Annotated in this window: 25 protein-coding genes and 1 tRNA gene; 12 read left to right on the top strand and 14 right to left on the bottom strand. The window is 32.8% G+C overall.

Going from position 1 to position 25,885, the window contains the following annotated elements:
- Positions 1-5: 5 nt before the first annotated feature.
- From porN to U5A88_RS01940, 3 genes are all read left to right on the top strand, one after another.
- Complete coding sequence (porN, locus tag U5A88_RS01950; protein WP_354203360.1) at positions 6-905, top strand: type IX secretion system ring subunit PorN/GldN; 900 nt, start codon at positions 6-8, stop codon at positions 903-905.
- Between the two features lie 93 nt (positions 906-998).
- Positions 999-2,039, top strand: coding sequence for an NAD(P)/FAD-dependent oxidoreductase (locus U5A88_RS01945; RefSeq protein ID WP_354203359.1), 1,041 nt, complete (start codon positions 999-1,001; stop codon positions 2,037-2,039).
- A 42-nt stretch (positions 2,040-2,081) separates the two neighbouring features.
- Entirely contained in the window at positions 2,082-2,849 is a 768-nt protein-coding gene (locus U5A88_RS01940; protein ID WP_354203358.1) for a HEAT repeat domain-containing protein, read from the top strand.
- A gap of 42 nt (positions 2,850-2,891) precedes the next feature.
- Here U5A88_RS01940 and U5A88_RS01935 read toward each other — a convergent pair whose 3' ends face one another.
- From U5A88_RS01935 to U5A88_RS01925, 3 genes are all read right to left on the bottom strand, one after another.
- A complete protein-coding gene (locus U5A88_RS01935) occupies positions 2,892-3,857 on the bottom strand; it encodes a hypothetical protein (protein WP_354203357.1) in 966 nt (321 codons plus the stop codon).
- Between the two features lie 109 nt (positions 3,858-3,966).
- Complete coding sequence (gene odhB / locus U5A88_RS01930; RefSeq protein WP_354203356.1) at positions 3,967-5,181, bottom strand: 2-oxoglutarate dehydrogenase complex dihydrolipoyllysine-residue succinyltransferase; 1,215 nt, start codon at positions 5,179-5,181, stop codon at positions 3,967-3,969.
- Between the two features lie 83 nt (positions 5,182-5,264).
- Positions 5,265-8,000, bottom strand: coding sequence for a 2-oxoglutarate dehydrogenase E1 component (locus U5A88_RS01925; RefSeq protein WP_354203355.1), 2,736 nt, complete (start codon positions 7,998-8,000; stop codon positions 5,265-5,267).
- A gap of 245 nt (positions 8,001-8,245) precedes the next feature.
- On the opposite strand from U5A88_RS01925, the gene U5A88_RS01920 reads away from it, so the two are divergent.
- The 3 genes from U5A88_RS01920 (at position 8,246) to U5A88_RS01910 (ending at position 9,909) form a co-directional block, all read left to right on the top strand.
- Positions 8,246-8,536, top strand: coding sequence for a GIY-YIG nuclease family protein (locus U5A88_RS01920; protein ID WP_354203354.1), 291 nt, complete (start codon positions 8,246-8,248; stop codon positions 8,534-8,536).
- A 2-nt stretch (positions 8,537-8,538) separates the two neighbouring features.
- Positions 8,539-8,612 (top strand) — tRNA-Asn (locus tag U5A88_RS01915).
- Positions 8,613-8,763: 151 nt separating this feature from the next.
- The gene (locus tag U5A88_RS01910) at positions 8,764-9,909 is read left to right on the top strand and encodes an alkaline phosphatase (protein WP_354203353.1); all 1,146 of its coding nucleotides are present in this window, start codon (positions 8,764-8,766) and stop codon (positions 9,907-9,909) included.
- Between the two features lie 40 nt (positions 9,910-9,949).
- Here the strand turns inward: U5A88_RS01910 and U5A88_RS01905 are convergent, their stop codons facing one another.
- On the bottom strand, positions 9,950-11,302 hold the full coding sequence (locus tag U5A88_RS01905) for a DEAD/DEAH box helicase (RefSeq protein WP_354203352.1): 1,353 nt from the start codon (positions 11,300-11,302) through the stop codon (positions 9,950-9,952).
- A gap of 65 nt (positions 11,303-11,367) precedes the next feature.
- On the opposite strand from U5A88_RS01905, the gene U5A88_RS01900 reads away from it, so the two are divergent.
- Entirely contained in the window at positions 11,368-11,733 is a 366-nt protein-coding gene (locus U5A88_RS01900) for a transmembrane 220 family protein (protein WP_354203351.1), read from the top strand.
- On the opposite strand, the gene U5A88_RS01895 is transcribed toward U5A88_RS01900, so the two are convergent.
- From U5A88_RS01895 to U5A88_RS01865, 7 genes are all read right to left on the bottom strand, one after another.
- On the bottom strand, positions 11,720-13,057 hold the full coding sequence (locus tag U5A88_RS01895) for a Gfo/Idh/MocA family protein (RefSeq protein WP_354203350.1): 1,338 nt from the start codon (positions 13,055-13,057) through the stop codon (positions 11,720-11,722). The two genes, U5A88_RS01900 and U5A88_RS01895, sit on opposite strands and share 14 nt — an antisense overlap.
- A 26-nt stretch (positions 13,058-13,083) precedes the next feature.
- Complete coding sequence (locus U5A88_RS01890) at positions 13,084-14,055, bottom strand: formylglycine-generating enzyme family protein (protein WP_354203349.1); 972 nt, start codon at positions 14,053-14,055, stop codon at positions 13,084-13,086.
- Positions 14,056-14,159: 104 nt separating this feature from the next.
- Positions 14,160-15,740, bottom strand: coding sequence for an OmpA family protein (locus U5A88_RS01885; RefSeq protein WP_354203348.1), 1,581 nt, complete (start codon positions 15,738-15,740; stop codon positions 14,160-14,162).
- Positions 15,741-15,961: 221 nt separating this feature from the next.
- Positions 15,962-16,573 carry a DUF4230 domain-containing protein gene (locus U5A88_RS01880; RefSeq protein WP_354203347.1) on the bottom strand — a complete coding sequence of 204 codons (612 nt, stop codon included), beginning with the start codon at positions 16,571-16,573 and terminating at the stop codon, positions 15,962-15,964.
- Between the two features lie 18 nt (positions 16,574-16,591).
- Positions 16,592-17,257, bottom strand: a complete 666-nt coding sequence (gene mnmD, locus U5A88_RS01875; protein WP_354203346.1) for a tRNA (5-methylaminomethyl-2-thiouridine)(34)-methyltransferase MnmD — start codon at positions 17,255-17,257, stop codon at positions 16,592-16,594.
- Position 17,258: 1 nt separating this feature from the next.
- On the bottom strand, positions 17,259-17,684 hold the full coding sequence (locus U5A88_RS01870; RefSeq protein ID WP_354203345.1) for a hypothetical protein: 426 nt from the start codon (positions 17,682-17,684) through the stop codon (positions 17,259-17,261).
- The gene (locus U5A88_RS01865; RefSeq protein WP_354203344.1) at positions 17,684-18,178 is read right to left on the bottom strand and encodes a DUF4920 domain-containing protein; all 495 of its coding nucleotides are present in this window, start codon (positions 18,176-18,178) and stop codon (positions 17,684-17,686) included. Before U5A88_RS01865 ends, U5A88_RS01870 begins: the two co-directional genes overlap by 1 nt.
- Positions 18,179-18,263: 85 nt before the next feature.
- Here U5A88_RS01865 and U5A88_RS01860 point away from each other — a divergent pair, with 85 nt between their 5' ends.
- Positions 18,264-19,334, top strand: coding sequence for a branched-chain amino acid aminotransferase (locus U5A88_RS01860; RefSeq protein ID WP_354203343.1), 1,071 nt, complete (start codon positions 18,264-18,266; stop codon positions 19,332-19,334).
- A 31-nt stretch (positions 19,335-19,365) separates the two neighbouring features.
- Here the strand turns inward: U5A88_RS01860 and U5A88_RS01855 are convergent, their stop codons facing one another.
- On the bottom strand, positions 19,366-19,752 hold the full coding sequence (locus tag U5A88_RS01855) for a nucleoside triphosphate pyrophosphohydrolase family protein (RefSeq protein WP_354203342.1): 387 nt from the start codon (positions 19,750-19,752) through the stop codon (positions 19,366-19,368).
- Positions 19,753-19,790: 38 nt separating this feature from the next.
- Between U5A88_RS01855 and U5A88_RS01850 the strand changes: the two genes are divergently transcribed.
- A complete protein-coding gene (locus U5A88_RS01850; RefSeq protein ID WP_354203341.1) occupies positions 19,791-19,979 on the top strand; it encodes a hypothetical protein in 189 nt (62 codons plus the stop codon).
- Positions 19,980-20,059: 80 nt separating this feature from the next.
- On the opposite strand, the gene trhO is transcribed toward U5A88_RS01850, so the two are convergent.
- Together trhO and U5A88_RS01840 are read right to left on the bottom strand one after the other, a co-directional pair.
- Positions 20,060-21,091: an oxygen-dependent tRNA uridine(34) hydroxylase TrhO gene (trhO, locus tag U5A88_RS01845; RefSeq protein ID WP_354203340.1), complete on the bottom strand. Its 1,032-nt coding sequence runs from the start codon at positions 21,089-21,091 to the stop codon at positions 20,060-20,062.
- Between the two features lie 36 nt (positions 21,092-21,127).
- Positions 21,128-21,256: a hypothetical protein gene (locus tag U5A88_RS01840; RefSeq protein ID WP_354203339.1), complete on the bottom strand. Its 129-nt coding sequence runs from the start codon at positions 21,254-21,256 to the stop codon at positions 21,128-21,130.
- 180 nt (positions 21,257-21,436) lie between these two features.
- Between U5A88_RS01840 and U5A88_RS01835 the strand changes: the two genes are divergently transcribed.
- The 3 genes from U5A88_RS01835 to U5A88_RS01825 all read left to right on the top strand — a co-directional run bounded on the left by U5A88_RS01835 (position 21,437) and on the right by U5A88_RS01825 (position 25,713).
- Positions 21,437-22,444: an aspartate-semialdehyde dehydrogenase gene (locus U5A88_RS01835; RefSeq protein WP_354203338.1), complete on the top strand. Its 1,008-nt coding sequence runs from the start codon at positions 21,437-21,439 to the stop codon at positions 22,442-22,444.
- 262 nt (positions 22,445-22,706) lie between these two features.
- Positions 22,707-23,423: a DUF6994 family protein gene (locus U5A88_RS01830; protein ID WP_354203337.1), complete on the top strand. Its 717-nt coding sequence runs from the start codon at positions 22,707-22,709 to the stop codon at positions 23,421-23,423.
- A gap of 136 nt (positions 23,424-23,559) precedes the next feature.
- On the top strand, positions 23,560-25,713 hold the full coding sequence (locus U5A88_RS01825; RefSeq protein ID WP_354203336.1) for a KAP family P-loop NTPase fold protein: 2,154 nt from the start codon (positions 23,560-23,562) through the stop codon (positions 25,711-25,713).
- Positions 25,714-25,885 lie beyond the last annotated feature (172 nt).

Here is a 25,885-nt window from a genome sequence, read left to right as displayed (position 1 = left end):
AAATTATGAATTGGAGAGGTTTTTTAGTAGTGTGTGTTGTGGTCTTGGCAACAAACTCAATAAACGCACAAGCTAACTTGTTAAATGCAAAGATTCCTGAAGAAATTGGGATGAAAACAGCAGAGCAATTAGCAGCTGATAATGACGGACCATTACCTTACGGTTACATAGATGATAGAGATATCCTTTGGTCTAAAGTGGTGTGGGAGTATGTGGATTTGAATGAGAAAATTAATTTACCATTCTATTATCCTATAGATACTAACAACATTAGCTCTAGTAGAAGATCTCTTTATGACACTTTGTTAAGAGGTATTAAAAGTGGAGAAATTGCCGATGTTTACGACGATTCTTATTTTGAGAACAAATTGACTTTTAAAGAAATTGAAGGGCGTTTGTCTAGAATTGATACAAGTGATGCCGGTTACGAATTATTAAATCAAGGTGAGTCAATTACTGATGAATATGTAGATAGAATTGATTTAACTTCTGGTGATATTTCTGGTCTTAAAATTAAGGGTGTGTGGTATTTCGACAAAAGACAAGGTGAATTAAAGTACCGATTATTAGGTATTGCACCTGTTGCTCCCGATGTTAATTTTATGGGTACTGGCGAATCTAGTATGGAAGAACTTGTAGAATTATTCTGGGTATGGTATCCAGGAGCTAGAGAAATAACTCATGAAATGAAAGTGTTTAACAACAAAAACTCTGCGTTCCCATTATCTTATGATCATTTATTAAATGCTCGTCGTTTTGTGGCTAGTATTTACAGAGAAGAGAACATATATGGTAACAGAGATGTTGCAGAATACATAAAAGGAAATGCGTTATTTCAAGTGCTAGAAGCTGATAGATTGAAAGAAGATATCAGAAATAAAGAACTAGACATGTGGAATTACTAATAAATTCACTGTAGTATATCTGAAAAACTTCTACTCTTAATTGGGTAGGAGTTTTTTTTATGCCTTTATTCTCTTTATAACTACCTTTGTCCAATGCAGGTAGATTATATAATTGTAGGTTTAGGTTTGGCAGGTTTAGCTTTTGCGGAAGTATTGGCACAGTATGACAAATCATTTATTGTTTATGAGGATTGTTCTCAGAATTCTTCTCGCGTAGCTGGTGGTGTTTATAACCCCGTAATTCTAAAACGTTTTACACCTGTTTGGGATGCTTTTGATCAGTTAGACCTTGCTATTCCCTTTTACATGAAGTTAGAAAAAAAATTAAATATTCAAATTGACTACCCGCTAGAAATTGATAGAATTTTCACTTCAGTTGAAGAGCAAAACAATTGGTTTAATGCCTGCGACAAGCCATTTTTTAGCGATTATATGATTCCAAAAATTATTAAAAATGACAATCAAAGGATTAATGCCCCGTTTGGATTAGGACGCATCACAAATACTGGTAAAATTGACACTAGAGCTTTACTTAATACATACACAAATTTCTTGCAACAGAAAGAGCAATTAATAAACGAGCGTTTTAATTACGACCAAATTAATTTTGATAATAATTCGTTAACTTACAAAGGTATAACAGCCAAAAGAATCCTTTTTTGCGAAGGGTATGGAGTAGTAAAAAATCCTTTCTTTGCAGCTATTCCGTTAAAAGAAGCTAAAGGGGAACTGCTAACTATCCACTCCCCTAACCTCAATATTAAATCTATTATTAAATCATCAGTATTTATTATGCCTTTAGGAGATAATAACTACAAAGTTGGAGCTACTTTTAATTGGGAAGACAAAACGATGAATCCTACAAGTGAAGCCAGAGAAGAACTTGAAAACAAATTACAAAAAATTATAAATGTGCCTTACAAAGTGATTGACCATCATGCAGGAATTAGGCCCACTGTAAAAGACCGGCGACCAATTTTAGGGAAACATCCTATTCATTCTCAACTTGCCATTTTAAATGGATTAGGCACTAGAGGCGTGATGTTAGCTCCTAAAATGGCATATCAACTGTATAATCATTTAGAAAACAACCAAGATTTGTCTAATGAGGTTGATATTTCAAGGTTTGGTTAAAAAAAGAATAGCCTCTTATAACAAGAAAAAAATTAAAAATTTATGGCCTTTTATGATTTATCAAAAGATGAACGTACCCTATTGGTTGACAAAATCAATAAACAAGTTATTGAAGGTATTTCTAGTAATAATGTAGCTCAAATTATTAACCATGCTTCCGATGAGGATACTTATATTAGAAAGACTGCCTATCAAGCCATAGGAAAGGTATATAATGCAAACAGAAATCTTAGATCAACCATAATAAATATTCTAGAAAAATTATTGAAATCGGACAATGAAAAAATAAGACAGACTACAATTAATGCTGCTGGAGAAATTGGAAAATTTCATTTTATAGAAGTACAACCATTTTTTGATATTGGCTTGTTTGACGAACATCATTCTGTAAGAAATGTCGTTATTGGTTCAGTTAAAAAAATGGGAGAAATAAACCCAAAACCTGTATTTAATTGGGCAAACCACTATCTTGAACATCCAAACAAAGAAATAAGACGAGAAATTTGTCATGGAATAGAATTAAGAGGACGAAAATACCCTCAGGATATACTACCAATGTTAGCTAAATTACAATTTGACGAAACTTCGAGGGTTCGAAATACACTTATTCATGTTTTGGGTCAAATAGCCTACAAAAAAGGTTGTTTAGCAACTGTGGTTAACCATTTAAAAACTTGGAAAAATAAAGAATTGGTAAATGAAGCATTAGACGAAATTGTTGATGTGCACAAACGTTATAAAAATTTTGCCGCTTTAACACAACAAGAAGCTATTGATTATATTGATAAAAATTTTAAAAATTTAACTTAACTCTCCTTATCTATTCATAAAAACAGACGCTCCTCTATTAAATTAATCTTTTTCAAAATTATATAATCCCACTTCATCAAAATCTGTCCCCAATACTTGATAATAACTGGCTATTTTTTCTTTTTGTAAAACTTCCAAATAATCACTAATAATCTTTTCAATTTCGTCATCAGAGAAATTTTCTTGATTTTTTCCACTCCATTCACCTAACATAATTTGATCGTTTGTAACATTATAAGCTTGTTTTGTATCATTAATAATATCTTGAATCCATTGTTTAGGGGTGCCCGTATATTCTCTAGGTACATAAGAATGGATCTCAATACTCTCGTCATTAGCTCTATATTGATTAACTAAAGCTATACATCTGGATTCCCTATTTGCTCTGTCATTACCCTGTCCTTCAGCAATCACTGACATGGCCGGCCATGAAAAATTTCTAAATCTTGAATCCGTAAACTCTTGATAAGCGGCTTCCATATGTTCTTCTCTTTCTGGCACATATGGTTCGTTGTCTCGCGTTACACCGGCCAATGTAACTCCATAATCTTTAACCAACTGCATGGCGTAATCAATATCTTCATCGGTCATATACCTATGCAAATCGATCCAAACAGAAACATTTGCTTTTTGAGCCATCTTTAAAGCGATAACATTGTAATTAAAAGGTTCATTTTTTGAATAGTCATTTGGATGCACATTTCTCACCTCCTCAATATGGTTGTATTTTGCCCATCCAAAACCCTTGTAAATAGTATCAAAAGTTCCACCAAAAGAGGCTGTACCACCAATACGAATGGAATTGAATTTTAACTGATTGATAAGACTCGCTACCCTATCAATGATTTGATCTTCTGAAAGCCCAGGATGAAATTTCGTTTGAAATACCCTTTGTGTATTTACTCCAATAATTAAATCGTTATCCTTTGGTATTTCTATCGTGTCATTATCAGCATTACATGCTAAAATAAAAAGCAACAACGCTAAGTAAAGTAAAACTTTTTTCATAATCGTATTTTCAATTTTGACTAATCCGAAGTGAAAAGGTTTAAATACACAAAAGCAAAAAACCCGAAATTCTATTGAATTTCGGACTCAATTTCCAAATCTTAAAAAATTACATTTCCAATGCTTTTTTAGCATTATTGTCCATTAATAGCTCTTCAGGATTTTCTAATGCTTCTTTAACCGCAACTAAAAACCCTACTGACTCTTTACCATCAATAATTCTATGGTCGTATGATAATGCCACGTACATAATAGGCCTTATGGTAACCGCTCCGTTTATAGCTACGGGACGTTCCACAATATTGTGCATCCCTAAAATAGCACTCTGTGGTGGATTTATAATTGGAGTAGACAACATTGACCCAAATACACCGCCATTGGTGATGGTAAACGTACCTCCTGTCATTTCATCAACAGTAATTTCACCTTCCCGAGCCCGTATTGCCAAACGTTTAACTTCAGCCTCAACACCCCTAAAAGTTAGATTTTCTGCATTTCTGATTACTGGAACCATCAATCCTTTTGGACCCGAAACCGCAATAGATATATCTTGAAAATCATAGGAAACTTTAAAATCTCCGTCAATCATTGAATTTACATCAGGATACATTTGTAAGGCTCGTACTACAGCTTTAGTGAAAAAACTCATAAAACCTAAACCAACACCGTGTTTGGCTTTAAAATCTTCTTTATAAGTCTTACGTAAATCGAATATCGGTTGCATATCTACCTCGTTAAAAGTAGTGAGCATGGCGGTTTCGTTTTTAACGGATACCAAACGCTCTGCAACTTTTCTACGAAGCATAGATAGTTTTTTTCGCTCAGAACCCCTTGCTCCTCCAGTTGTTGGTGTACCCATACTTGGTGTAGCATTTACAGCATCGTTTTTGGTAATTCTACCATCTTTACCTGTACCCTTTATAGTATTTGCATCAATACCTTTTTCTGCTAAAATCTTTTTTGCTGCAGGAGAAGCTGTTCCACTTGCATAAGTTTCTTGCTTTTTAGTTTCAGTTGGTTTTTCTTCTTTTTTAGCGGGAGTTTCTTTGGCTTCTTCCTTTTTTGAACCTGTACCGCTCGGTTTTTTTGCACTGGTATCAATATGACAGACAACTGCACCAACGGCAACAGCATCGCCTTCTTCTGCTTTTAGTGTTATTATGCCGCTTTCTTCAGCCGGTAACTCAAGTGTTGCTTTATCAGAATCGACCTCAGCAATTGCTTGATCCTTTTCTACATAATCACCATCTTCAACCAACCAAGTTGCAATTTCTACTTCTGTAATCGATTCGCCCGGTGAAGGGACTTTCATTTCTAAAACCATAATTGTCTAAATTATCAAATTTCAATCCCGAAAGCTATCGGGACTAATTCCAATCAAAATTAGTGGAATTTATTTATTATTATCTATTTTTTATCAAAAACCAAATCCAATACGCGTTGTTGCCTTCTCTTAAACCTAGCACTAGAACCAGCGGCAGGTACGGCATAAAACGGTCTGCTAGCAACTTCTAATTTCACCAATGTAAAGCGTTGCAACATATAACTCCAAGCTCCCATATTTTCTGGTTCTTCTTGAGCCCAAACGTATCTTTTTACATTTTTATACTGATTTATAATACGCTGTATTTTTTCTAAATCTAGTGGAAATAATTGCTCTATTCGAACTAGAGCGACATCCTCTCTTTTTAATTCTTCACGTTCTGCCAATAAATCATAATAAACTTTACCGGTACAAAATACTAATTTCTTTACCTTGTCCTTAGTTACAGTATCGTCAATCACAGTTTGAAATTCACCTTTGGCCAAATCGTTCAGGTTAGATACCGCTTTAGGATGACGCAACAAACTTTTAGGCGTAAAAACTATTAAAGGTTTTCTGTAATTTCTTTTCATTTGACGACGTAATAAATGATAGAAATTAGCAGGTGTTGTACAATTTGTCACAGTCATATTGTGCATGGCACATAATTGTAAATAACGCTCTATTCTTGCAGAAGAATGCTCAGAACCCTGACCCTCATAACCATGAGGCAATAAAACCACAATACCGTTTTGGAGTTTCCATTTATCTTCGGCAGCGGACATATATTGGTCAAATATAATTTGGGCACCATTACTAAAATCGCCAAACTGTGCTTCCCAAATCGTCAATGTATTTGGATGAGCCATAGCGTAACCGTAGTCAAAACCCAAAACGCCATATTCAGACAACAAAGAATTATAAATGGTCATAACACCTTTATTGTTTGAATTACTATTTAACAAGTTGATACGTTCTTCTGTAACTTCATCACGCAAAATAGCATGTCTATGACTGAATGTACCTCGCTCTACATCTTGACCAGAAATCCGCACATTAAATCCTTCTTCTAAAAGAGAGCCATAAGCTAATGTCTCCGCTAAGCCCCAATCCAGCTTGTCGGCATCAATCATTTTTGCTCTGTCATTTAAAATTCGTACTGCTTTTCTAACAAAGTTAGCACCTTCAGGCACATGCGAAATTACATCAGCAATTCCTTTTAATTTCTTTTCAGCATAAGCAGTATTAATTGTCTTTAGCATATCCTTCTCATCTGCACGTATAAAACCTTGCCAAGTACTTTCCATAAAAGGCTTTACAACAGAAGACTCGTCTTTCTTTGATTTCTCATATTCCCTTTCTAACATAGATTTATAGTCGTCCTTCAACTTTTCTACATAAGCCTCATCAACAACATTTTCTTCTAGTAATCTAGAAACATAAATATCTTTTGGGTTACTATGCTTAGCAATGGCTTTGTATAATGTTGGTTGGGTAAAACGTGGTTCATCACCTTCGTTATGTCCATATTTTCTATATCCTAACAGGTCAATAAAAACATCACGTTGAAATTTCATTCTAAATTCTAATGCCATTTCTGTTGCATGGACAACCGCTTCAGCATCATCAGCATTAACATGCAATACCGGTGACAATGTTACTTTACCAACATCAGTACAATAAGTACTAGAGCGTGCATCCAGATAATTTGTGGTAAAACCAATTTGATTATTAACTACGATATGAATTGTGCCTCCCGTTTTATAACCATTCAATTTAGCCATCTGTATCACTTCATAAACAATACCTTGACCTGCAATGGCAGCATCCCCATGTATTAAAATGGGTACTATTTTTGAGGAATCACCATTGTATTTCCTGTCTATTTTTGCTCTAGTAATTCCTTCAGCAACTGCATCAACTGTCTCTAAATGAGAAGGATTAGGCACTAAGTTCATCTTAATTCCCTTACCATTTTGATAGGTTTTGTTCAACGTTAAACCCATATGGTATTTTACATCGCCATCGATAGAATCATCTTCAAAATCTTTACCTTCAAATTCACTGAACAATTCTCTAACGGGTTTTCTGAAAATATTGGTCAATGTATTTAGCCTCCCTCTATGTGCCATACCCACCACACATTCTTCTAATTGATGCTTATTTACTGCTTGATAAAGCATATTGCTAATAGCAGGGATAAGAGCTTCACCCCCTTCGAGAGAAAAACGTTTTTGACCTACATATTTGGTCTGTAAAAATTGCTCAAAAGTAACCGCCTGATTTAATTTGGAAAGAATATATTTTTTCTTTTCAACATCATATTTTGCGTGGTTGTCATTTTTATTTAATTTTTCCTGCCACCACTTTATCACTTCGGGCTTTCGGATATACATATATTCAACACCAATAGAATCACAGTAAATTGCTTCTAAGTGCTTTATAATGTCTCTTAGCTTTTTGCTACCTATATTTAAAACTTCGCCTGCATCAAAAACCGTATCTAAATCATCTTCAGACAATCCAAAATTTTCTATCGCCAGAGTAGGTTCGTACTTTCTACGTTCTCTAACAGGGTTTGTTTTGGTAAATAAATGACCTCTGGAACGATAACCGTTCATTAATTCTATAACCCGAAATTCTTTAAATACATGTTCTGGCACTTTAACATCAGACACACTAGTTTCTCCATTTAAACTGTAATCGGTATTGGCCAGATCGTAACCTTGAAAAAAGCTTCTCCAACTGGGTTCTACCGAATCAGGATTTGACAAGTATTTATGATACAAATCTTCAATAAAACCTGTGTGAGCTGCATTTAAAAACGAAAACCTATCCATTAATTAAAAATTTCGAAATATGAATAACAAAAATACAATTTTTAACCTTATAAAATAATTTAAGTTATGGTTATAGAGCTAAAAATTTATTCTGAAAATTTTTAAATTATATGTTGCTAAAAATAGAAAAACATTTATATTTGCAGACTGAATTTTTAGAGAAATCTAATATTCCTCCTTAGCTCATCCCGATAGCTATCGGGAGGTTAGAGCAAAGAAGTTATGTTCTTTATAGTTTTATTGAAATGAAACCATGTGTTTATATTATTTATTCTATACAATTAGATAAGTTTTATATAGGAGAAACTTCAGATCTCAATAAGAGACTTGAAGAGCATAAAAATAAATTTTATGAAAATTCTTACACATCTAAAGCAAGTGATTGGAAACTTTTTCTAAAAATAGATTGTGAAATAACAACACAAGCTATAAAAGTAGAAAGACACATTAAAAATATGAAGAGTAAAATTTACATTCATAATCTTAAAAAATATCCAGAAATTGCTGATAAATTAAAGGAAAAATATTTATATTAAATTCCTCCTTAGCTCAGTTGGTTAGAGCATCTGACTGTTAATCAGAGGGTCCTTGGTTCGAGCCCAAGAGGGGGAGCAAACGAAAGCCATACTTTAAGTATGGCTTTTTTATTTTATGCATTTAGCGTTTGTACTTAATTCTAAAAAAATTTAATTTTTACCTAAAATTAATACATTTAGCATATATTTTGTTATCATTGCTTAATTGAATTTTAATACCTATAGAAATGACTAATATCTCTAAAACTCATAAGAAGATTAAACTTCTCTCACTGTTAGCTCTGATTCTAATAATTACCGCTTGTACTTCAAAAAAAGTAACTAACAACCATAAGGTTAAACCACCTCAAGAAAATAAACCGATGAATATTATTCTTATGATTGGTGACGGAATGGGTTTATCACAAGTTTCCAGTAGCTACTTTACAAAAAAAACAGAGCCAAATTTTAGCCGTTTTCCAACTATTGGACTCATAAAAACATCTTCAGCCAGCCATCTCATTACTGATTCTGCTTCTGGGGCAACAGCATTTTCTGCTGGTGAGAAAACATATAATGGTGCAATTGGTGTAAATATGGATACCATACCTGTAAAAAATATTGTAGAATACCTTTCTGAAAAAGAATATGCAACGGGTGTAATTTCTACATCATCAATAACACATGCCACGCCCGCAAGTTTTTTTGCTCATGTAAAATCTAGAGGCCTTGCCGAAGATATAGCGAGTGAATTACCTGGATCTGAAGTTGATTTTTTTGCCGGAGGCGGCAAAAAGTGGTTCTTTCATCGTAAAGATGGAATATCACTCCAAAATGAATTTGCAAAAAATGGTTTTACAGTAGATACTTTGAACCTTGAAAAAAATCAAACGTTATCAAAAAATAAAAAATACGGATTTTTGTTGGCAAAAGATGGTATGCCGAAAATGAGTGAAGGAAGAGGAGATTTTTTATTAGATGCTACAACATTAGGAATTAATTATTTAAATAATAATGAAGCCAAAGGTAAAAATGGATTTTTCCTAATGATTGAAGGTTCGCAAATAGATTGGGGAGGACATGCAAATGATGAAGACTATATTCAAAAAGAAGTATTAGATTTTGACAAAGTTATTGGGAATGTGTTGGATTTTGCCGAAGCGGACGGTAATACCTTAGTTGTTGTAACTGCCGACCATGAAACGGGTGGTTATACCCTAGCGTCTGACAACGGAAACTATAATAAGATAAAAGGTTCTTTTTCAACTGGTGGGCATTCTGCTACTTTAATTCCCGTTTTTGTATATGGTCCAGGTGAAAAAAGCTTTTCTGGTATTTATGAAAATACTGAAATTTTTACCAAAATAATGGAGATAGTTAATGGTGAAAAATAATATAAGATTAAAATTATTTTAAACAAGCTGTGCATTACCCCTACTTCCTTTTGTTCCGCTTGTTATAATTTTTATCGCCTCTGGCTTTTGGTTTTTTGTATTTTGCCGCAATCTTGTATTGGTATGAACCGCCTTTATTTGTCTTTTTATTTTTTTCAGATTTTTCATGAAAACCCGAACCAAGGTTCTCGTCCCGTTTTTTAGGAGCATTAGTCGATTCTTCTGTTTTCGGTTGCTCAGATGGTATTAATCTTTTGGAAATTTCAACGTTTTCAGGAAATGGTAGTTGACTAATTTCCATCTTCATTAAGTCCTCAATGCTCTCTTTAAATTTCAATTCTTTTTCGGTAAAAAACAAAATACTTTCACCTTTCTTTTCTGCACGCCCTGTTCTACCAATGCGGTGCATATAATTTTCTGGAAATCTTGGCGTATCAAAATTAATTACATGAGAAATTTCATTTAAGTCAAGACCACGAGCCATAACATCAGTTGTTACCAAAATCCTATTCACTCCTTGGTCAAACTGCTTCATGGATCGCATTCTATAATTTTGTGTTTTATTAGAATGAATAATACACATATCTGAACCATATGTTTCTTCCATGGTCTCAAAAAGGCGGTCGGCATTTCTCTTATGGGAAACAAATACCAGTACCTTTTTAAAAATAATGACATTATTCAATAAATACATCAATAGATTTGCTTTTGTATAAAAATTAGGAACAGCATAACTTCTCTGATAAATATTATCGAGTGGAGTACCACTTAATGCTACCGTAATTTTTGCAGGAGCAATGAAAAATTCAGTAATTAATTCATCAACATCATCTGTCATTGTTGCAGAAAACATAATGTTTTGTCGATTGGTTGGTAATAAGTCGAATATATTGGTCAACTGAAATCGGAAACCAAGATCGAGCATTACGTCTACCTCATCAATCACTAATTTTTTAACGGATTTTAATTGTAATGCACCGCTTAGTACCAAATCATACAGTCTCCCAGGAGTAGCAACTACAATATCGTAGCCTTGCTCTAACATCGCTTTTTGTGTATTAATGTTAGTACCTCCGTATATTTCTATGATTCTGTGATTAAGGTATTTACCAAATTTATTGATCTCGCCGGCAACCTGTACCACCAATTCACGCGTAGGCACAAGTACTAAAACGCGTGGATGTTTTTCTTCTGAAAATTTAAGCTGTTGTAAAATTGGTAGCATATAGGCCAAGGTCTTACCTGTGCCAGTTTGGGCAATTCCAACTACATTTTTACCTGAAGCAATTACCGGAAATGCCTGTGATTGAATGGGTGTAGGAGTAGTGAACCCTAAATCGTCAATAGCATAACCTAACTGTTTGGAAATCTTAAATTCATCGAAGGATTGCATCAGTATCTATTTTAATGCAAAAGTAGGGTATCTTTCTTATCTTGCACAAGATAAATCATCTTCAAATGCGTATCTTCTTTAAATCTTTAGGCATTATATTTACAATATTATTTTTATGGTCTGCCTATTTACAATTAAATGATCCTGACCCTATATTATGGGTTGTAATATATTTAGTTGCGGCATTAATTTCATCACTATTTGCATTCAACAAGCTCAGTTTTTTACTAGCCTCCATATTAGTAGTGTGCTCAGTTATTGGTGCTATATTAAATTGGCCCGAGTCTTTTGAAGGCATAACTTTCAATGACATGAGCCATAAAAACATAGAGGAAGGCAGAGAAGCATTAGGTTTGCTTTTCTGCGGATTTATTTTTATGGTTTATGCTTTTCGTATTTATTTTATGAGAAATAAAACTACATTACTATAGTTTTACCAGGCATCGGTATTTCATAAGAACCATCCTCTTTTGGTAATACTGGTGGCGTTGAATTCCAATCCAAATTATCAGGTACCAATTTCAATTCCGATTTTATAGCCTCATCCCAATTGATTATTTTACCAGAATATGTTGCCATGCGTCCCATAATTGCTGTCATGGTACTTTTAGCCCCGTTCTCGGCATCACTAATAACCTCATTATTTCTAATTGAAGCAAAAAGTTTATCATGCTCAACTTGGTAGGGATTTGGATCATCCTTACCTTTTCGCTTATAGATGTTGTTCCCTTCAAAATCCTTTAAATAAGCTGAGCCCGCTTCATTAGTCAAAGCAATACCTTTTGTCCCTTGAAAAACTTCGGTTACTTTGTTCATTGTTCCCTTTTGGTGACGACATTGACTAGAAATTACAGCTCCGCTAGGATAAGTATATTCCACAAAATGATGGTCGAAAATTTCACCATATTCTTTTCCTGTTCTAACTTGTCTTCCTCCCATTCCTTGTGCAGAAACAGGATATTCATCTAAAAACCAATTGGCAACATCAATATTATGAATGTGCTGCTCTAAAATATGATCCCCACATAACCAATTAAAATAATACCAATTACGCATTTGATACTCTAATTCACTTTGGCTTGGTTGTCTTTCTTTTACCCAAACCCCATTACTATTCCAATACACTTGTCCTGAAACTATTTTTCCGATTTTATCTGCTTTAATTTGATTCAATAATTCTATATATTGTTTTTGATAATGACGTTGAAGACCAACCACTACATTCAATTTTTTCTCTTTAGCCAATTTAGCTGCAGCCAACACTTTTCTGACACCAGGCACATCCGTAGCAACAGGTTTTTCCATAAAAATATGCTTACCCGTTTTTACCGCATACTCAAAATGTTGTGGTCTGAATCCAGGTGGTGTAGTTAAGATAACTACATCTGCCAAATCCATCGCTTTCTGAGCGGCATCAAAACCTATAAATTGATTTTTCTCTTTAACATTTACTTTTTTTGTACCCTGAAATGCTTCCGTCAGATGACCCAAACTTGATTTTAATCGATCTTCAAAAGCATCTGCCATAGCAATCAACTCCACATTTTCATCGGCATTTAAAGCTTGATTTGCCGCTCCCGTACCTCTACCGCCACAGCCAATTAATGCAATTTTCAATTTTTTATCATTGTGTACATTTACCATTGAACTTAAAGGCATAGTAGGTAACATAATAGCTCCAGTCAGTAGAGCCGAATTTTTAACAAAGTTTCTTCTAGACTTTAAAATTTTAGAGGTTTTTTTAGGGTTTTTCATTTTAAAAATATTTTTGTGTTTGGTTATTATTTTTTTCTTGGAATAGCTTTTCCCCAATACTTTTCATACTCTTTTTCGCTTGGAGATTTTACTCTAACAATTCTAAAACCTAAAAACGGAGCATCGGTATGCCACCATTTACTTTTAGGCAATTGCGGATCCCTTTTTTTCCAATTAGGGTTTGACTTATATCTTGACGCACTACGTAACATATCGCTATCATCATCCCATGAGCCACCTCGAACTGAATGTGGATATTCTTTAGTTGGAACTTCTAATGGGTTATTGGCTACCTTTTTATTATATTTTTTATAGGCATCAGGGTTATATTGATCTAAAGTAAGTTCTGCCATATTACCGTGCATATCATACAAACCAAAAGGGTTCGGTTTCTTTTGACCTCCCTTTTGATACCTGCCCTTACTATTTACTTCATACCATGCGTATTCACCTAATTTAGAAACATCATCACCAAAATAATATTTGGTTTCTGTACCTGCCCTACACGCATATTCCCATTCCGCCTCGGTAGGTAATCTATAAAAAAAGCCTGTTTTGGCTGAAAGCCATTCACAAAATTTTGAAGCTGCCAAATGGGTAACATTAGCAACTGGATAACCATTGGTACCCATACCCAAACTCATATCTATGTAAGGTACAGTTGCTCCAGAAATGGCATCAATATCGGTATTGATTTCCCTTTTGGGATTAGTATTCTTTACATTATCTATTTCCCTATTTAGATAAAGATAATACACATCCCAAGTAATTTCATATTTAGCCATCCAAAACGAATTGACTTTTACGGTATGTTTAGGTTTTTCATCTTCATTTATTGAACTACCCATTTTAAATTCACCACTAGGGATAGCAACCATATCAATCGACAATTCTGAACCTGAAATAGACTGTTTGTAATCTTTTAAAGGATTTTTTTGAGAGGTACCGTTCAGAAATAGAGTCAGCAATAAAAGAGTAGTAATAAACTTTAAATTCATTGATTAGAAATATGGGGTTTAAAAAGAATAGAAAGGTACAATTTTTTTCATAAAAAAACCATCCTCTATTTAGGATGGTTTTTTAAGTTATATTTATTTCTATTCTATTCTTCTTTTACAACAGAAAATTCAGTACGTCTATTAAGTTGGTGTTCCTCTTTTGTACATTTTACACCATTAGAACATTTGTTTACTAGTTTAGCTTCTCCTAAACCTTCACTAGTAAGCCTACTTGGATCTATTCCTTTTTCAATCATATACTCAACGGTAGATTTTGCTCTACGCTCAGATAATTTTTGGTTATACTTATCTGGACCTCTAGAGTCAGTATGTGAAGCAGAATGAATTTTTAGATCAGGATATTTATTCAATACCTCAACAACTTTATCCAATTCTTCAGCAGCATCTGGACGAATATTATGTTTATCAAAATCGAAATAGATTACATTAATATTAACCAATACTTCATCTCCAATCAGTTTAAATTCAGCTTCCATGTCTAAATTCTGAACAATTGCCGGAGCATCTAAATCGTTAACCGTGGTAACTTCTTGCTCTAACCTTAAATAACCATCATTAGTTGCAACTATTGTATAATCACTATCACAAGGTACATCAAAAGTATACTCAGCAGTTTCTTCAGTGGCTGCAGTCATTTGTAACTGATTACCATCACTATCCAAAATAGCAACTAAAGCACCAGGTAACAACTCTTTTGTATCTTTATCTCTTACAACACCTCTAACCGTCTGTAAGCACTCTATGTATATTTTTTCATCTACTTTAAAAGAATAGATGTCATCATCTCCTTTACCTTCTTTTCTATTTGAAGAAAAATATCCCTGCACATCATCTCTTAATATATAGGCAAAATCGTCTTTAGGGCTGTTTAAAGGTTCTCCTAAATTTATAGGGGTTGATTCCGTATTATCATAAATCTTACTGGCAAACAAATCTAAATTACCAAAGCCAGCATGGCCGTTTGATGAGAAAATTAAAACATTATCATCATCAATATGCGGAAACATTTCACGTTCTTCAGTATTGATTTTACTCCCTAAGTTTTTGGGTTCACTATACTTCCCATCAGGTAGAATATCAACTACCCAGATGTCGGTTTTTCCATAGGTACCTGGCATGTCTGACACAAAGTACAATTTCTTTTCATCTCTATTCAATGTTGGCAATCCTGTAGAATAATCGTCACTGTTAAATTCTAATTTTCTTACGTTGGTCCACACGCTTTCACTCTCAACATCTGCAACATATAACTGAATGTTACTCAATCCATTGCTTCCTTTTATAGCCTTGCCTTTAGCATCATAGTTATTACCCGAAAAATATACGGTTTTTAGGTCTTTGGTAAAAGTTACACTTGCTTCATGGTATTTTCTGTTGACCTCTCCGCTCAAGCTCTTTTTGTTAATAATTTGTCCAGTGCTGTCAATATCACCAATAAACAAATCTAAAAAAGGTTGGTCGTTACCATCCCAATTTCTTCTAACTATGGCAACTCTTTCAGTAGGAGATGCGAATATAACCTGATCTTTACCGTAAAAATTGAGACCAAAATCTGAATTTTTTGTATTGACCTTTAACAATCTAATACTGTGCTTTCCAGGTGTTGATTGTGCAGCCATTAAAAAAGTACACAACAAAAAACTTAGCGTAATTATTTTTTTCATATCTTCTTATTTCTTGAAAGTGAGTTATATAATTCCACAATTATATTTTCTGGATTTTTAGGGGATTATTTCTAAAAAAGTCACAGATTCTAAAAAACAAATTTAACAAATAATATTTAACACCTTATATATGAACCTTAGGTTTTATTGAAATATAGCTAAAATTGTTTTAATATCCTTATTTTAAAAGACTTAAATAGTATATTTTTTCCACAAATCTTTTATAATTTTCCTTCTATTTTACGTTTTTCATCAAATTCTAAACCATTATAATCTAATTTCCAGCCAAAAGTACTGACCATTTGCTCAATAATTTTAACAGTTTCTAAGGCTTTTGATGTTGCTGAAATCAAAAGTTCACTTTCAGGGATTTTATCTTCAATATTTGCTCTTACTTTTTTATTCAGATTGCTTAAATCTGAAGCAGCGAATTTATTAAAATAGCCATGCTTTACATCGTAATATTGAATATCAGTTTCAATGCTTAATATTTCTGGTTCTGGGAAATGTTCTAAAATGAGTTTTTTATTTTCTGGTCTTGATTGCAATCTGATTTTTTTCATATCAAAACCAATTAAAACCTTGGCATTAGCAAGAACAATGGCCTTTTTTTTACTACTAACTAAATTTAACAGCACACCTTTTACATCTTCAAAATGCATAATTTCTGAAAAATCACCTTCAACAGTAATCATTTTGGATACATTCCTTATTTTCTCTAACAGAACCACTGACTGCTCTTCAGATTTATTTTTAAAAAACCGTTTACTGAATAATAAAACTATTATTCCTAATACTAATATTCCGACAAGTACTCCAAAAATAAAATCCATTGTTACTAATACACTTTGTTATTTTTTAATTGCTCTCAACATTTCTCGTTTTCCGGGCGGGCCAGGTAATTTTTCTACAATAAAACCAACCTCTTCCATTGCTCTTCTTACACTTCCTTTAGCAGAGTAAGTTACTAAAATTCCGTTTACCTTTAAGGCATTATACATTTTTTTAAAGATTTTAACTGTCCACAATTCAGGCTGTACCCTAGCTCCAAAAGCATCAAAAAATATTAAATTAAACTGGTTTACCTCATCAATTTCATCAAAAAACTCTTGCCTTTTGGTTAAAAAGAAGTTATTTGAAATCTGATGCTTTATACCCCAAGAAATATTGTGTATTTTATCAAAAACTGGTTTTTCATTTTCAACTTTTAATTGAGAAACATAATTTAGTTTAAAAACCTCATCATTTTCAATGGGATAAGCTTCAACACCTGTATAATTGATGATTTTACTTGATCTTTTTGATTCTAAATAAGTAATAAATGCATTTAGCCCAGTACCAAAACCTACTTCTAAAATAGACAAACTCTTATCTGATTTAAACTCATTTAATCCTTTATCAATAAACACATGATAAGCTTCTTGTATAGCACCGTGCTTGGAATGATATTGCTCATTCCAATCCGGTAAATGGATGGTTGTAGAACCATCTGAAGTCATCATTATTTCTCGTTTCAATTTAATTGATCATGAGTTTTTTAATCTTAGGGATTGGCCCGGCACACCTAGTTTCATGGCAAGCAACACAGCTATTTACCGATTGATTAAAATAGAAGGCTGTAGAATCTGATCTAGTAGAGAATGTTGCTTTTTGATACTTTATAAACTCAACAGCTAAGCTATCAAATTCGGCATCACGTTCGTCCGGATCTGTCATTATGGCTTTGTGAATATTTATAAATTCTTCAGGAAACGAAGACAAGCTATCTTTATTAATTATTTGAGTTTTGGTACGTTTATTGAATTCATACATCCGTCGCATTAGCAACGCCATTTCAGAAGGTTTGTACATCTGCATTTCTTCCTCAACTTTTTCCTTTTTAGCAGAATTGTTGCATGCTGTCAAGAGTATGACAACAAACAAAAAGCATAACCATTTGTACATTATTTTTTCAATAAAACACCATCAGCTTCAAAAGCATAGGTAAATTTTGGTTCTGTAATTTTAGCTATTTCTTCTTCGCTTTTACCAGCATCTTTAGCATAATGCTGTAATTCTTTAACTGAGGTTTCAGTAACAAAAGCCTTACCGTTTACTATTACCTCTTTATTGTCTGCATCTAAAGGCACAAAAAAGCCATAGTCTTTAAAACGAACCATAGATTCTTTTTCATCACCTAAATCCAATTTCATCCAACATCCTTTAGCTTTACAAACTTCGTTAATATTAGATGCAAATTTTACGGCAATAGTATCGCCAGATTTTAAACTTTCAAATTTCTTAGCCATTTCTTTTTTTGAAATTACATTTTCATCAGTGATTTTATCACCAAAAGACGCATAAGCTATTTTAGTTTCCTCTTTAACTGCACTTTCTTTTTTCTCTTCTTTACAGGCTATAAATGCCAAAAAACAGGCAAACCATATTAATTTTCGCATAATTGTATAATTTTTACACAAAAATAAAGTTTTAAACTTAAAATACTACAAGATTGACTATTTTTGTTGACTAATTTTAAGCGTTATGAGTACAGCAACTTCTGTAAATATCAACATAGAAAAAACTCAAAATTCCAAACTTCCTCAGGTTGATTTTAACAACCTGCCTTTTGGTCAAACTTTTTCTGACCATATGTTTGTTTGCGATTATAAAGATGGTGAATGGCAAACACCTCAAATTATACCTTATCAGAATATAAGTTTAGACCCTGCCGCTAAAATTTTTCATTACGGACAATCGGTTTTTGAAGGTATGAAAGCCTATAAGGATGAGCAAGATCAAATTTGGTTGTTTAGACCTTTAGAAAATCAAAAACGGATTAATATTTCTGCTGAGCGATTGGCTATGCCCGCTTTTCCTGAAAATTATTTTATGGAAGGTTTGAAAACCTTATTAAAAATTGAAAAAGAGTGGATTCCACAAACACCTGGTAGTTCTTTATATGTGCGACCTTTTGTTTTTGCCAGTGGTAAAGGATTTCACGCCTCGCCAGCTGATGAATATAAATTTATTATTGCCTGTGCCCCTTCAGGCCCTTATTTTGCAGGGAACGTAAAAGTATTAATTGAAGAAAAATATTCACGTTCGGCAAACGGTGGTGTAGGTTTTGCTAAAGCTGGAGGTAATTATGCCGGACAGTTTTACCCTACTCAATTAGCAGTTAAAAAAGGATATCACCAAGTAATCTGGACCGATGACAATACCCACGAGTTTATAGAAGAAGCTGGTGCTATGAATATCTTTGTAAGAATTGGTGATACTTTAATAACTAGCCCAACAAGTGATAGAATTTTAGACGGTGTAACCAGAAAAAGCATTTTAGAAATAGCTAAAGACGAAGGCATACCTTTTCAAGTACGTAAATTTACGGTTTCTGAATTAGTTGAAGCTTCTAAAAATGGAACATTAAAAGAAATGTTCGGAGCAGGAACGGCTGCAGTAATTTCACCAATTACTTTGTTTGGCCATAGAGGTAATGATTATAAATTACCTGAAATTGAAAACAGTTACGCATCACAATTTAAAAAACATATAACAGATATTCAATACAACCGATCCGAAGATAAATTTGGTTGGAGGTATTTAGTAAAATAGAACTAAAAAAGGCTTCTTTTGAAGCCTTTTTTTATTTATCTAATATCTCAGCAATATTCGGTTTAAAATAGTTAGGGCCTTTTAGCACCTTTCCATCTTCACGATAAATAGGTTTACCGTCTTCGCCTAATTTACTCATATTGCTACGTTGAATTTCATTAAAAACTTCTTCAATTTTATGTTGCATACCGTGTTCTATGATTGTTCCACAAAGTATATACAACATATCGCCCAAGGCATCTGCAACTTCAACCAAATCATCACTCTGAGCTGCGTCTAAATATTCCTTATTCTCTTCGTCCATTAGATTGAAGCGTAATTTAATTTTTTGAGGGGATAAGTTGGCAACAGGCCTATCTTCTACACCCAAACCAAAAGCTTCATGAAATTCTTGTACAGCTTTTATTTTATCTTGCATTATTGTTCTATTTTTGTGGTGTTAAATATAAGAGAAATATGTTTAGTAAAGGTCAAGCTGTTTTCGGAATTTTATTCGCTATTACTTTTATCATTTTTATAGTATGGAGTTATAGAAAGGACTTAAAACTTCATAAAATCTATTATAAAAATGTTTGGGTTGTAGGACTTACGATTATTGCTGTAATTGCTATTTTTGGGATATTGACATTTATTCTCCATGGTTAAACATATCGGCTATATCAATTTTTAAAATAAAAAACCCAGTTCTCGACTCCGCTCGAACAGACATTTTTGACCAACTGATTTCACTTCTTAAACTTTAATACTTCTGACCTTCCTTTTTTAAATATCTTATTGCTGTTATGTGTTCCTTTGCGTAATGCTTTTTGTTCTTCAAAAGGTAAATTATAGACTTCTTGACATTGTTCAGAACAACAGCCTTGCATTTTTTCTTTACACGTATCACATTGAATGAATAATAAATGGCAAGCTTCATTTTCACAATTAACGTGCGTATCACAAGCATTTCCACACTGGTGGCAATTTGCAATTACATCATCAGAAATTTTTTCAGCCCTTCGGTGATCAAAAACAAAGTTTTTACCAATAAACTTGTTTTCCAATTTTTCTTCTTTCACTTGACGGATGTATTCAATAATACCACCCTCTAATTGAAAAACATTTTTAAAACCTTTGTGTTTATAATAGGCACTCGCTTTTTCACATCGAATTCCACCTGTGCAATACATCAAGAGGTTTTTGTCTTCTTTGTGCTCTTTTAAATCTTCCTCAATGATATCCAGAGAATCTCTAAACGTATCTACATCAGGCGTAACCGCACCTTCAAAATGACCAATTTCACTTTCGTAATGATTCCGCATATCCACACAAACAGTATTTGGATCTACCAACAACTCATTAAATTCCTTGGCCTTTAAATGCACACCTATATCAGTAACATCAAAAGTGGCATCATTTAATCCGTCCGCCACAATCTTATCTCGTACTTTTACTTTTAACTTTAAAAACGATTTGTTATCCTGTTCAACGGCAATATTTAATCGCACATTTTCTAAAAAAGGGATAGCATCCAACTTTGTTTTAAAGTCGTTAAAGTTATCGGCGGGTACAGATAATTGGGCATTAATCCCTTCATGGGCAACATAAATGCGACCGAGAACATCTTGCTCATTCCAAAGCACGAATAAATGGTTTCTAAATAAGGTAGGGTTTCCAATCTTGGAATAGGCGTAGAAAGACAAGGTTAATCGTTGCTTACCAGTTTGCTCAATTAACGCTGCTCTTTCTTTGGCACTTAATGTATTGTACAGTTGCATGCTATACTAATTTTAAATGTTAAAGAAAATTCAATATTAATACCATTTCCGCACTGAAATGACCGTAATAAAACGTCCTTTTTTCCTTTCTACTTCAACATAAAAAGAAACCGTAACCGCAGCTATGCTTAATTTTTCTATTTTGTATAAAGAAAAAAAACTCATTTTCTTTTACTGTAATTTCAAAACAGAAATGGTATGATATGCAAAAGTAAATGTTTTAGGTGTTTTTTGGAAGAAATTTCAACATTTTAATCGATTTTGATAAAAATTGAACTTTACAGTAAAAAATTTTTTAAGCTATCGAACTTTTTAAGACCTTTGCTTTCTAAATTTAAACAAATTATGAGAATTGCAGTTGTTGGTGCTACCGGAATGGTAGGTAACGTAATGCTTAAATCATTAGAAGAACGGAATTTTCCGTTGACGGAATTAATTCCAGTTGCTTCTGAAAGGTCAGTAGGTAAAAAGATTGAATATAAAGGGAAGGAATATACCATTGTTAGCTTACAAGATGCGGTAAATCTTCAACCAGATATTGCTTTATTTTCTGCAGGGGGAAGTACCTCTTTAGAATGGGCACCAAAATTTGCAGCAGTGGGTACAACCGTGGTTGATAATTCCTCTGCATGGCGAATGGATGCTACAAAAAAACTAATTGTACCTGAAATTAATGCTGACACACTAACTGACGATGATAAAATTATTGCCAACCCTAATTGTTCAACCATTCAAATGGTAGTGGCATTGGCTCCGTTACATAAAAAATATCAGATTAAACGACTGGTAATTTCTACCTATCAATCCATTACAGGTACTGGAGTTAAAGCAGTTCAGCAATTAGAAAATGAATACAAAGGCGACAAAGGCGAAATGGCCTACCACTACCCTATCCATAAAAATGCCATACCACATTGCGATGTTTTTGAAGATAATGGCTATACCAAAGAAGAAATGAAATTGGTACGCGAAACTCAAAAAATTTTAGATGATAAAACTATTGCGGTTACCGCAACTGCTGTTAGAATTCCCGTTGTTGGTGGCCATAGCGAATGTGTAAATATTGAATTTGAAAACGAATTTGATGTCTCGGAAATCAGAAAATTATTGAGTGAAACCCCGGGAGTTACCGTACAGGACAATTTAGACACCAACACCTACCCTATGCCTATTTATGCTCATGGTAAAGATGATGTCTTTGTAGGTAGAATTCGTAGGGATTTATCACAACGCAATACCTTAAACATGTGGATTGTCTCTGACAATTTACGTAAAGGGGCAGCCACAAATACCATACAAATTGCTGAGTATTTAATGGAACATAATTTAGTGAATACCAAAGTAATTTCTTAATTTGATTCTCTACAAAATATAAAAGCCATCTATTTTAGTATGGCTTTTTTTACGGATAAAAAATTATCCGTTTTTAACGGTTAACAAACGGATAATTCTTTTATCACCACCCAACAAAAGCTCTAATAGTAATGCTTTTGACCATTAGTATTAAATTAAATAAGTATCTTGCAATTATAAACGATATAACCGCAATGCGGTTATACAGTTGTTACCTGCAAGCAAAGACAGAGTAGAGAGCAGGGAGCAGAGAAAGTAAGAAATGAATGTAATTGATATAACATATGATTTTAGATTGGACTCTAAGTGTGGAGACCCAGATACGGATAGCTTAAAATTATATGAAGCTCACCAAACTTTATGGAATAAAACTCTGCCTTGCGGAAAATCATTTGATTTTAAGGTGATTGGAGATAAATATGGACGATTCTTATTGAAAAACAAGTTGTATATGAACTTGTCAAGTGATAGAATGTGTCCTCATTTTGTTGGGAAATACAAAGGGAAATTTAACGGTTGGTTAAGTGAATCTCAAGAAGAAAATTTCCAGAATAAAGTTAGAACAATAGGAGGACATATTGTTTTTCCTGCTCATAGAAAAGATGGATTTACTATAAATCAAGCCAGAGGAGTTAGTAGATTAATTTGTGATAGATTTGACTTGACAATTGAATGTATCAAAAGATTTTATGAAAATATGCAGAGTCCATTGAGTAAAGCTATTGAGAGATACGATGATTTTTTTGCTCTTTTTGAGAGTTTTGATGGATATATTGATTTTTTTCAACTACAGGACTTTCTGACAAAAGATAGAGAAGTGAATTTTGCTTTGCCATTTGATAATTTTAATCGTTCACCTTTGCCTTTAACAGCCGAAGAATACAATGATTACAGAGTTCATACTTTAGACTTAATTGAGAGACGAAATAGAAGAATATTAAATAAATTGAAAGAAATGCCAGCAGGTAACAATGTATAAACGTAATGCGGGGTGAAGTGCTTAAAATGAACGAATTAGATATTAACAAGCAATAGTGCAAACTGAAAGTAAAGTGCTTTGAAACCCGCACTACGCTTATACTTTACCGTTGTGGGCAATTTAAAAAAACCAGTAAATGCATACAGATTTACCATTAAAAGAAAATTCAACCGATAAATTAGGTAGGCATCCATTCGCATATGAAATAGCATCTGGTTTGGTTAAATCTTTTAAGGACAATAATGAAAGTATTGTCCTTGGAATTAATGGGACTTGGGGTTCTGGAAAATCAACTTTGCTGAATTTCATTATTAACGAAGTTGAAGAAATCTCTTCAAGTATAAATCAAGAGATTATTGTTTTAAGATTCAATCCTTGGATGTTTTCTGGTCAAAAGGAATTACAAAGTGTATTCTTAAGAGAGTTAATTCTAAAATTAAAAAACAACTCTGAAAAACTAAAAAATGCTTCAAAGAAAATAGCTGAATTTTTAGAATACTTGAATTGGGTTAATTACGTACATTCTGGGGCTGGAGAGGCATTAAAATCATTAAAAAATATTTTTAAAAAAGCAGGAAAAGAAAAAGAACTTTCCGAACTGAAAAAGGAAATTGATAACATTTTAATTGAATCAAAAGTAAAATTATATATTACTATCGATGATATCGACAGGTTAACACCTAATGAAATAACTGATATTTTTCAATTAATTAAATTAAACGGGAATTTCGCGAACACGATTTTTATTTTAGCTTATGACCAAAATGTAGTTCAGACGGCATTAGAAAATCAATTCGGCGAAAATGGAAAAAAATATATTGAAAAAATTGTTCAAGTCGATTACACGTTACCTTCAATTTCCAAAGAAGATATATCAAGATTGTTCATAGATAATTTAAATATACTTTTTAATGATGATGAGATAACTGATAAAATTAAAGAATTAAATGAATCTATTAAAAGTGAACCGTTTATTAACTTTTTTTCTTCATTAAGAGATATCTACAGGTTTAATAATAGTATAAAGTTACGTTTACCTTCAATAGTGAATGAATTAAACATCTTGGATTTTTTATTAATTGAGTCTTTAAGAGTATTTGACCAAAAAGCTTACAAGTTTATCATAGATAATAAAAAAAGTTTAGTATACAAAAGTGATAACAATATCAATAATTTTAATTTTCGCTCTAACAATGATGAGCAATCTACCGACGCTTTTATTGAAAGTATAGAATTTAATGATTTAATTAAACAAATATTAAGAAGATTATTTATAGTTGACTCTTCATATAGCTTCAATGCAAATACACCTGAAGACTTAATTAGAGGTAAAAGAGTTGCAAACGAAAGTTATTTCAACAGATATTTTAATCTTCAATTGTCAAATTTTGACATTCAAGAATATGTTTTTGAAAGCTTCATAAATGAAAATTCAGCCGAAGAAAATGAAGACATTTTAAAAAATGTACAACAAAAAGGACAATTATTTCAATTCCTTAATTGGGTTAAAATAAAAAGCAAAGGCTGTGATGAATTTAAGCAACAAAAAATCATTGAATCTATTTTAATTTATTCAAAAAACTTACCACATAAAAAGGGTATGTTTTGGGGCATAGGTTCTGATTTAACAACAGTATTACATTATGCTTCTAATATGTTATATGATATTAACGATATTGAAGTTAGAAGAAAACTTATCCTCTCTCATTTAGAAAGAAATGTAAGTTTTGCTTCATTCTATTTAGGCGATAGAATATTATATGCGAACAACCAATCTGAAAACGGTAAATTATATTCAAGTAACGAATGGTATTATCTTTTCAAATTCGAAAAAGAGAGTGACTTGGAATTTATCGAAAAAATTCTGTCTAAAAGAAACTCAATAGCAAAAGAACTTTTTGACAAGATTTTAATTGAAAGCGAATTTTTAGCCGAAGATGAAATTGGATTAATATTGGATACTGTCTATAAAAGTTATAAAGAACATTACGAGGCAAATTTTGATAAACTAATTGAGAACGACCACGATTTAGTTAAGTATGTTTGGTTATCTATTAAACGTAGCTGGATGACTTCTAACAGTAGAGTCGGATATCAACTTGCCGAATATCAATTTTATCCTGGAATAGATAAAGAGGTTGTAAAAAATAGGTTCGATAATCTTAATCCAGCTGATATTGATGAAAATGAGAATAAGGTAATATCATTATTTCAAAAAGCATACGAAGATGGATTTGAAGAAAAGAAATATTACGATATAGAGAATCTTGAAGAAATGGGAAGGTGGTAAAAAACTGCCCACAACAATGTATATAAAAAATAGCGTAAGTCTTTGCTAACACTATGGTTTGGTCATTTTTGGAAAGTCGCCAAATTTTTAAATTTGATGATTTCCAATAAAAAAGATAAATAGTAAAATTTAAAAATTCGGCTTGTGTTTCATCCGAAAAGTTAACGCTTAT

Source organism: Aureibaculum sp. 2308TA14-22, from assembly GCF_040538665.1.
GTDB lineage: Bacteria > Bacteroidota > Bacteroidia > Flavobacteriales > Flavobacteriaceae > Aureibaculum.
Note: the sequence above shows the minus strand (reverse complement) of the source record. Positions and strands in the feature narration are given on the sequence as shown.